This is a genomic window from Kitasatospora sp. NPDC056800 (genome assembly GCF_042789775.1).
Classification (GTDB): Bacteria; Actinomycetota; Actinomycetes; order Streptomycetales; family Streptomycetaceae; genus Kitasatospora.
Genome location: NZ_JBHUAL010000291.1, coordinates 1 through 9,046 on the forward strand (window position 1 = coordinate 1; position 9,046 = coordinate 9,046).

The 9,046-nt window shown below is 72.9% G+C and carries 9 protein-coding genes; all 9 read right to left on the minus strand.

Going from position 1 to position 9,046, the window contains the following annotated elements:
- Positions 1-51 precede the first annotated feature (51 nt).
- A complete protein-coding gene (locus ACFRQN_RS38205) occupies positions 52-885 on the minus strand; it encodes a hypothetical protein (RefSeq protein ID WP_380745209.1) in 834 nt (277 codons plus the stop codon).
- A gap of 71 nt (positions 886-956) precedes the next feature.
- Positions 957-1,763, minus strand: coding sequence for a hypothetical protein (locus tag ACFRQN_RS38210; protein WP_143204675.1), 807 nt, complete (start codon positions 1,761-1,763; stop codon positions 957-959).
- Positions 1,764-1,885: 122 nt separating this feature from the next.
- Complete coding sequence (locus tag ACFRQN_RS38215; protein ID WP_380745212.1) at positions 1,886-2,860, minus strand: enoyl-CoA hydratase/isomerase family protein; 975 nt, start codon at positions 2,858-2,860, stop codon at positions 1,886-1,888.
- Entirely contained in the window at positions 2,857-4,128 is a 1,272-nt protein-coding gene (locus ACFRQN_RS38220; protein ID WP_380745215.1) for a cytochrome P450, read from the minus strand. Before ACFRQN_RS38220 ends, ACFRQN_RS38215 begins: the two co-directional genes overlap by 4 nt.
- A gap of 280 nt (positions 4,129-4,408) precedes the next feature.
- Positions 4,409-5,797: a cytochrome P450 gene (locus ACFRQN_RS38225; protein ID WP_074005014.1), complete on the minus strand. Its 1,389-nt coding sequence runs from the start codon at positions 5,795-5,797 to the stop codon at positions 4,409-4,411.
- A 90-nt stretch (positions 5,798-5,887) separates the two neighbouring features.
- Positions 5,888-6,478, minus strand: coding sequence for an ATP/GTP-binding protein (locus tag ACFRQN_RS38230; protein WP_049653842.1), 591 nt, complete (start codon positions 6,476-6,478; stop codon positions 5,888-5,890).
- The gene (locus ACFRQN_RS38235) at positions 6,453-6,827 is read right to left on the minus strand and encodes a DUF742 domain-containing protein (protein WP_049653843.1); all 375 of its coding nucleotides are present in this window, start codon (positions 6,825-6,827) and stop codon (positions 6,453-6,455) included. The genes ACFRQN_RS38230 and ACFRQN_RS38235 overlap by 26 nt, the downstream gene beginning before the upstream one ends.
- The gene (locus ACFRQN_RS38240; protein ID WP_049653846.1) at positions 6,824-7,225 is read right to left on the minus strand and encodes a roadblock/LC7 domain-containing protein; all 402 of its coding nucleotides are present in this window, start codon (positions 7,223-7,225) and stop codon (positions 6,824-6,826) included. The genes ACFRQN_RS38235 and ACFRQN_RS38240 overlap by 4 nt, the downstream gene beginning before the upstream one ends.
- Positions 7,222-8,505, minus strand: a complete 1,284-nt coding sequence (locus ACFRQN_RS38245) for an ATP-binding protein (protein WP_049653847.1) — start codon at positions 8,503-8,505, stop codon at positions 7,222-7,224. Before ACFRQN_RS38245 ends, ACFRQN_RS38240 begins: the two co-directional genes overlap by 4 nt.
- Positions 8,506-9,046 lie beyond the last annotated feature (541 nt).

The following is a 9,046-nucleotide window of genomic DNA, read 5'->3' on the forward strand; positions in this document are numbered from 1 at the left end:
GAACCGGACGGTTCGGCGGGGCCCTCGTCGACCGGTCGGACGATCAGATGGTCAGGCGCACTTGATGTCGCGGTTCACCGCGGCCATCCCGGCGACCTTCCCGGCGTCCACCGTGAACTCGTACTGCCAGCCCGGCTGCCCCTCGACCGGCAGCACGTACCTGCCGCTCTTGTCCTGCTGGAGGCCCTTGGCGCCGTACGCCTGCTGGAGCGCCTCCAGGGTGGAGCCGGCGCCGATGCCCTCGGCCGTCCTGGCCTCCGCCGGGGCGGCCAGCTCGCGCAGGCCCGCCTCCGCGAAGGAGACCCGGCCGGTGGTCAGGTACGCCTTGTCCTTGGCCTCCTGCGCCACCCTCAGGTCGACCAGGGCCATCGTCGAGTCGGCGATCAGCTTGGCGGCCGCGGCCGAGTCCTTGGCCCCGGCGGCGGAGCCCGCGGCGGCGGCCGCCGCGTCCTTGGCGGAGGCGTTCGGCGGCAGGGTGCCCGCCGGGGCGGGCGCCTTCCCACTGGCCGCGTCGGCCTTGGCGCTGAGGTCCTTGTAGCGGGCCTCGGTGGCCGCCTCGGCGGCCATCCGGGCCTGGTCCGGCGCCGGTCCGCCCTTGTAGACGAAGTCCGTGCAGCCGCCGAGCAGCGAGACCGGTGACGCCTCCAGGGCGCCGGTGGCCAGCCCGGCGTCCTTGGCCATGCCCGGCTTGATCCCCTGGTACCCGGCCGCCGCGAAGGCCTCCGGGCCCTTCGTCGTGGGCGCCGCCGAGGGTGCCGCGGCGGCGCCCCCGGCCTTCGCCGCGTCCTTCTTGTCGTCGGACGAGCAGGCCGCCGCCGAGGCGGCCAGCAGTACTACCGAGATGCCCACGCCCACCGCGCGGACCGTGGCCCGGTTCTTCCCCATGTCACAAACCCCCACATGATCTTTCGAAGGTCACCGTACCGAGGGTGCGGCCACGATCCACAACCGGTTTCTCAGGCGCAGTAGGTGTTGTGCTTCACCAGGGCGAGCCCGGCGACCTTGCCGTCGGCCATGGTGAACTCGTAGAACCAGTCCGGGCCGCCGCTGCCGCTCTCGGACGGGAGTTCGTAACCGCCCTCCTTGATCGGCTTGAGGTCCCTGCCCTCGTAGGCGCGCTTGAGCTCCTCCTCCGTCGAGCCGGCGCCGATGCCCTCGGCGGTGCGGGCGCCCGCCGGGGCGACCAGCTGGCGCAGGCCCTCGGTGCCGAAGTTGACCCGGCCGGTGGTCAGGAAGGCCTGGTCCCGGTTCTTGCGGGCGGGCCCGAGGAGGTCCAGGTCCTTGTAGAGCACGGCCATCTCCCGCCGCCCCGCCTCGGTCTGGTCGAGCTGCTCCCGAAGGCCCGCGAGGTACTCCTGCAGTTCCTTCGACGAGGCCCCGGACGGCGGGGACGCGAGCGGCTTCCTGGCCGCCTTGATCTCGTCGATCCTGGCCAGGGCCTTGTCGGCCTTCGTACGGACCTCCGCCTCGGCCGCCATCCGGACCGGGTCCGGCGCCGGGCCGCCCTTGTACGCGTAGTCGGTGCAGCCGTTGAGCAGCGAGACCGGAGACGGCTCCAGGGCTCCGGAGGTGAGCGCCTCCTCCTTGGTCATCGAGAGCTGGAGCCCGCGGTAGCCGGCGGCGCCGAACGGCTGCGGCGGTGTACTGGCCGCCGCCTCGGCAGCACCGCCCCCGTCTCCCCCGCAGGCCGCCGCTCCGGCCATGACCAGCGCCGTCGTCAGTACGGCCCCGGCCACGCGCCCGCCGCGCGTCGTCCCCACCATGATCATCTCTCCTTCGTCGACCGCACACGGTAGCGAACGTGCGGGCACGATCGACAACCGGCTCCCCCACGCGCGGAAGGGGCCCGGGTCCGAGGACGCGGGCCCCTTCGCGCACGCACCGGTCAGGAGGCCGGCCCCCGGTCGGCCAGGCTCCGGGTGTAGTGGGCGGCGGCCAGGACGGAGGCCATCAGCTCGGAGTCCAGCACGGCGGCGTCGGCCAGCCGGGTCGCGGACGCGTGGGAGGCGAGCAGCGTCTTGGTGACCCGCAGGGCGGCCTCGGAGCGGCGCGTGATGGGGCGGGCCCACTCGGCCACCGCCTCGTCCAGCTCCTGCTCGGGGACGACGCGCTGCAGGATGGCGAGCTCCCGCGCCTCCACCGCGCCGACCGGGCGGCCGGTCAGGATGATCTCGCGGACCCGGGCCGCGCCGACCTCGTGCAGCAGCCGGGGCAGCAGGCCGCCCCAGGCGACGGGCAGGCCCAGGGCCAGTTCGGGCAGCCGGAAGACGGCGTTGTCGGCGCCGGCCCGCAGGTCGCAGGCGAGCGCCAGGGCGAAGCCGGCGCCGGTCGCCCGGCCCTGGACCCGGGCGATGGTGACGGCGGGGCTGTTGACGAGGGCGTCGCAGACCCGGCGGGCCTTGTCCCCGTAGGCCCGTATGCGGCCGCCGGTCGGGTCCTCGTCCAGACCCGCGAGGAGTTCGTCGCGGTCGCCGCCGAGGCAGAAGTCGCGGCCGGCCGCGGAGAGCACGATCACCCGCACGGCCGGGTCGGGGACGGCGAGGAGGGCGAGGAGTTCGTCCAGCATGGCCGAGGTGACGGCGTTCCCCGTCCCCGGGCTGTCCAGCTCGACGTGGAGCACCGCGCCCCGGAGCTCGGAACGGACCGTACGGGCGGGCGCGGGTTCGGGGACCACCGCGGCTTCGGGAACCGGAGCGCCTTCGGGAGCGGGAGCGCCTTCGGGGGCCGGCGCCGACTGCGGGACCGGCGGGGACTGAGGGGCCGGCGGGTACCAGCCGGTCGTCGTCGAGGGGTGCGGGACGTACGGCGGCGGCTGCATCGCGTACGGGGGGTACTGGGGAGCCTGCGGGGAGACGTTCATGCGGACACTCTCAGGGACGTCACCCGGTGGAAGACCATCCGGGGCGCGTGCTCCGGCGGGCTCACCGCCCGCAGCGTCGGGAAGCGCTCCAGCAGTTGACCGATCAGGGCCCGCGCCTCCAGCCGGGCCAGGCCCGCGCCGAGGCAGTAGTGGGCGCCGCCGCCGAAGGTGAGGTGGGTGCCCCGGCGGAGCGGGTCGAAGGCGTGCGGGTCCGGGTTGCGTCGCGGGTCGCGGTTGGCCGCGCCGTACATCACGTGGACCATGGTGTCCTTGGGGAGGAACGTTCCGGCCAGCACGGTGTCCTCGCCCGCGACGCGGCTGTTGACGCGGATCGGCGGGTCGTAGCGCAGCGCCTCGTCGATCGCCTCGTCGATGTGCTCGGGCCGCTCCCGCAGCCAGTCCCACGTCCCGGGCGACCGCAGCAGCTGCCACACCAGCGAGGAGAGCAGCGTCGCCGTGGTCTCCAGCGAGGCGATGGTGACGAACATGGTGAGCTGGTAGACCATCCGGTCGGTGGCCTCGGGGTCGGACTCCAGCGCGTCCCAGGTGCGGATCCAGCCGGCGATCACGTCGTCGCCGTCGTTGTCGCGGCGTTCCCGGACGAGCCGGGTGAAGTACGCGCGAAGGTCCATGGTGGCCTGCTCGGAGACCGCCAGCTGGCTCTTGGTGGGCAGCAGTTCCTGGGCGTGCACCTGGTTGTGGGTCATCGTCAGGATGTGCGGGTAGTCCGCGCGGGGGATGTCCAGCCAGCGCCCGATGGTGCCGATCGGCAGCTGCTCGCTGACCACGGAGGCGAAGTCCGCCTCGCCGTCCGCCTGTATTCGCTCGGCCAGGCGGTCGAGCAGTTCGGTGGCGTCGGCCTCGATCCGCGGCGTCATGTCCCGGAGGGTGTTGCGGTCGAAGAGGCTGCCGAGGCTGCGCCGCTGCCGGGTGTGCTCGGGGGCGTTGAGGCGGGAGAGGGTGCGGCTCATCTCCTGGGTGGCGACGGCCTCCCAGCGCTCCGTCCCGGTCTGCCGCTCCTGCCAGGCGAAGTCGGGGACGAGCCAGGTCCTGCCGCGCAGGACCTGGTCGCAGGCCTCGTAACCGGTGACCAGGTAGCCGCCCCAGGGCGCCGGGACGAGGTCCCCGAGCGCCCGCAGCCCGTCGTAGACCGGGCTCGGGTCGGCGAGCCCCTCGGCCGACCGCAGCCTCCGCAGCAGCGGGACGGCGGCACGGCGGTCGACCCTGCCGTCAGGGTGCTCCGACTCCGCGGGGCGGGCTTCCAACATGGCGGTCACACGGGCTCCTTCAACACGCGGGCGGGCAGTACGGCGGCGTACTACCCAGCACCAGCGCGCTCAAGCGTCGATCCGTGTTGCCCCCGTCACGTACTGCACCGTCGTCGCACGCCGTTCACCTCGCGGTGACCGAACGTCCGGTGACCGAACGGCTGGTACCCGAACGGCCCGTGACCGGACGGCCCGTGACCGGACGGCCCGTGACCGAACGGCCGGCGGCCGGACGGCCCACGACGGCGGGTCGGGCCGGGAGCCCGGAGCCCGGGACGCCTCAGACCCGGAAGACGTCCAGGAAGGAGCTCCACCAGCCCTTCTTCTGCGGGGCCCGGGCCGGACCGGCGGCGGCCTGCGGGTACGCCTGCACCTGCTCGGCGGCGGCCTGCGCGGGCGCGGGGGCGGGGGCGGTGTCCGCGCCCACGGCCGGCCCCGCGGTGCGGGCGGCCACCGGGCTGAACCGCACCGGCAGCGAGACCAGGCCGCGCTGGAACGGGCCCGGCCGCCACTCGACGCTCTCCGCGGGCACCGCGAGCGTGACGTCCGGGAGCGCGTTGAGCAGGCACTCGATCGCGCTCAGGGCGATCAGCTGGGCCGGGGACTTGGCCGGGCAGGCGTGCGGGCCGGCGCCCCAGGCCAGGTGGGCCCCCTTGCTGAGGGTCAGCCGGGCGTCGGTCAGCACCGGGTCGCTGTTGGCGGCGGCGAAGCTGATCACCACCGGGCTGCCGGCGTCCATCGGGACGCCGCCCAGGTTGAGGTCCTGCATCGGGTAGTGCGTCGCGTAGTTGGCGATCGGCGGGTTGTTCCACAGCACGTCGTCGAGGGCGTCCTCGATGCGCAGTCCGGCACCGCCCTCGCCGGACAGCAGCAGGAGCAGCGCGTTGCCGATGAGGTTGCGCTCGGGCTCGACGCCGGCGCCCATCAGCATGACCAGCTGGTCCTTGAGCTCCTCGTCCCGCAGCCCGGCCGGGTGCTGGATGAGCCAGGAGGTGATGTCGTCGCCCGGCTGGCGGCGCTTCAGCGCGACCAGGTCCATCAGGCAGGAGGTCAGCTCCTCGTTGGCCTGGATCACGTCGAGGCCGTCGAAGAGCGCGGACATGCTGCGGGTCAGCCGGTCGCCGATGTCGGCCGGGCAGCCGAACAGCTGGTTGAACAGCAGCAGCGGCAGCAGCTTGGCGTAGTCGTTGAGCAGGTCGGCCCGGCCCAGCGCGCTGAACTGGTCGATCAGGTAGCCGGCGATCCGCTCGACGTGCCGGTTGAGCCGGTTGTCGTTGAGCCGGTCCAGGCTCTCGGTGACGGCCTTGCGCAGCCGCAGGTGCTCGGCGCCGTCCGTGAAGAGGCAGTTGGGCCGGTAGAACATCATCGGCAGGACGGGGCTGTCCATCGGCACCCGGCCCTCGTTCAGCGCCGCCCAGCGCCGCGAGTCCCGGGCGAACATGCCCGGGTTCTGCAGCACCCGCAGCGCGGCCTCGTGCGAGGTGACCAGGGTGGCGTCCACCCCCGGCGCCAACTCCACCGGCGCGGCCGGGCCGTTGGCGCGCAGCTTGTCGTAGACCGCGCCGGGGTCGGCCGAGAACATCTCCCCGTAGAGCGGCGTGCTCACGCCGGCGTGCATCGGGCAGCCCGGCGGAGGCGACTGCGGTACGGGTCGCTGCAGAGATTCCATGGGTCGTTCCTTGGAGGAGGCCCCGGGCGGGTGCGGACCCGGGAGACGTGAGGGGAGGAAGGCGTGGGGGAGGGAGGAGCCGTGGGGAGGTCAGGAGGCGCGGTCGAGCAGGTGCCGGACGAGCGTCAGCAGGGCGTTGGCCGAGGAGCGCTGGTCCCGCGCGTCGCAGAACACCACCGGCGTGTGAGGCAGCAGGTCGAGCGCCTCGCGCAGTTGGTCCTCGGTGTACCCGCTCTCCCGGTCGAAGCTGTTGACCGCGACCGCGTACTCCAGGCCGTACTGCTCGATCAGGTCGATGACGGGGAAGGTGTCCGCGAGGCGGGTCGGGTCGGCCAGCAGCAGCGCCCCCAGCGCCCCCCGCGCCATGTCCTCCCAGAGCTGCATGAACCGCTGCTGGCCCGGCGTACCGAACAGGTACAGCACCAGGTCGTCGCCGAGCGTCAGCCGGCCGAAGTCCAGGGCGACGGTCGTGGTCTTCTTGTCCGGCGCCCCGCGGAGGTCGTCGACGCGGACGGACGCCTGCGTCATGCTCTCCTCGGTGCTCAGCGGGGCGATCTCCGACAGGGCCCCGATGAGCGTCGTCTTGCCGACCGCGAAGTGCCCCACGACCAGGATCTTGACAGCGGTCGTCACCGCGCCCGGGACGTAGATGTCCTCAGGCGAACCGGCGTTGAAGTCCATGCAGTACCTTCTCTAGAAGTCTCGGGTCCGGGGCCTGGGCCGGGGGCGGGGCCGACCGCCGCAGCAGCCGCCCCTCACGGATCAGGTCCGTCAGCAGCAGCCTCACGACCCCCACCGGCAGCTCCAGCCGGGCCGCGACCTCGGCCACCGAGAGGTAGCCGCCGGAGCACAGCTCCCAGATCGCCCGGGTCTCCGGGCTCGGCAGCGCGGGGAGGTCCTGCTCGGGCGCGATGGTGACCAGGGTGATCAGAGACAGGTCGTCCGCACTCGGTAACGCGCGCCCGCCGGTGATGACGTAGGAGCGGATGAAGCCGCCGGAGACCCGCTGTTCCTCGCCGCCGGTCGTCATGAGCCGCTGAGCGTGCTCTGGCGCGGCGCCGCCGACATCGCCCGTCCGAGCGCGCCCACCTGCTGCTGCATCCGGAAGGACATCGCCTCCATGTCGACGTCGGGGGCGGTGGAGGCGGCCAGGTACGCGCCGCTGCCGGCCGCGATCAGGAAGATCCAGCCGTGGTCGTACTCCAGGAGGGTCTGGCGCCAGACCCCGGCGCCTCCGCCGACGAACGGGGCGACCGCGCGGCTCAGCGACTGCATCGAGCTCATCGCGGCGGCGTTGGTCTCCGCCTCGTCACGGCCGATCTCGCTGGACCGTTCGAGCAGGAGGCCGTCGGCGGAGACGAGGATAGCGTGCCGGGCGCCCGGTACCTGGAGTACGTCGTTGAGCACCCAGGAAAGATCGCGGCTCACTGGATCTCGGTTCCTTCCGTGGTCATGGTGTTGCGCCCGGACAGCGTGCCGCGCTGGAACGCGCCGAGGCGGGACGGCGTGTACTGGCCGGTGCCCCGCGGATCCTCGGCCCGACCGGGACCGGGCTCCTGCGGGGTGGGGACGACCGACACGGGACGCTGGCGGCGGCGCCGGGGCAGCAGTCCGTCCGCGGTCGTCTCCGGTCCCGCCGTCGCCGCGTACGGCGTCGGCACCGGGGCCAGGGGCGCCGTCGGCTCGGACAGCGACACGAGCCGCTGGCCGGCACCCGGCGCCCAGGCCTGCGCGGGCTGCTCCACCGGCGCGGCCTGGTAGTCGGGGTAGTCGGTGTGCTCGGCGACGGGCGGGGCCGCGACCTCGCTGCTCAGCAGCTCGGCCGGCAGCAGCACCACGGCCCGCACGCCCCCGTACGGGGAGACGGAGTCGACGGAGACCCGGAAGCCGTAGCGGGCGGCCAGCATGCCGGAGACGGCGAAGCCGAACTTCGGGGGGTTGCCCAGGCTGGTGAGGCTGATCGGCGCGCCCGGGTTCAGGAGCAGCGACGCGCGGTCCTTCTCCTCCTGGCCCATGCCGAGGCCGGCGTCGTCGATGATCAGGCAGACGCCGGTGGGGACGGCCTGGACGCTGACCTCCACCGGGGTGTCCGGGGCGGAGTAGTTGGTCGCGTTGGCGAGCAGCTCGGACAGCACGACGGCGACCGGCTCGACGACCTTGCTGGCGAGCGAGACGCTGACCCGGGAGTGGATCCGCACCCGGTCGAAGTGCCGGATCCGGCCCTGGGCGCTGCGGACCACGTCGAAGACCGAGGCGACGCTCTCACGGCGGCCCAACCAGCCGCCGCAGAGCACCGCGATGCCCTGGGCACGCCGGCCGAACTGGCTGTTGGTGTGGTCGATCGTCATCAGGTCGGCGAGGATCTGCGGGCTGTCGCCGTACTTCCGCTGCACCTTGTCGATGACGATCTGCTGCTCGTCGGCCAAGCCCTGCAGCGTCCGCATCGCCGCCTTGAGGACGGCCTTGGTGTCCTCCTCGGCGTCCCGGCGGACGGCCGTCAGCTCGGAGGCGTGCTGGCCCTGCAGGCGGTCGTGCAGCACGGCGAGTTCCTCGCGCTGCCGCTGTGCCAGGGCGCTCTCCTCCTCCAGCGAGGCGTTGCGCCGTCGCAGGGCGAGGTTCGTCCGGCGGGCCTGGAGGGCCGCTCCGACGGATACGAGCATCACCACGATGAAGACCCAGAAAAAGGGTTCCTGCACAAATGACGTCATGAAACTCTCTTCAGGTGGCATCGCGTGGGGCCGGTCCGGGCCCCGGAACGCGAATGGGACTGGCGGCCTGAACCTCTCCGAAAGGCACCCGATGTCACACCACATCGAAGTGCGTTCCGGTACGAGACCTGCGGCGACGCCTATCGCGGAGTCAGCCTACTGCACCTCATGCCATGTCAGAACAGATAGCAAAAAGGGCAGTTGGGGCGAAATTCCACGACTTGCTGGGAACTCTGACAAGAAATGGCGGCATTCGTGACGCCGCGTTAACCATAGGGACACATCCCGACCACACTTCGATTCGCGCGCAGCGTGATTCCGCTGTCACGCTCCGGAATTGACGGACCTCGGGGCGGACCTCCGGACGACTTCTCCGGAGGGCCGTCGGACGGCCCTCCGGGCGGGCGGCCGGACATGCGGAAGGGGGCCGCGTCCCGGGGCGCGGGCCCCACCCGGACAGCCCGCCCTCAGCCCCACGAACCCGGGCGCCGCCGGGTGGGGCTTAAGCCCAACGCGACCCAGAGGCAGGACCGCACGTAGT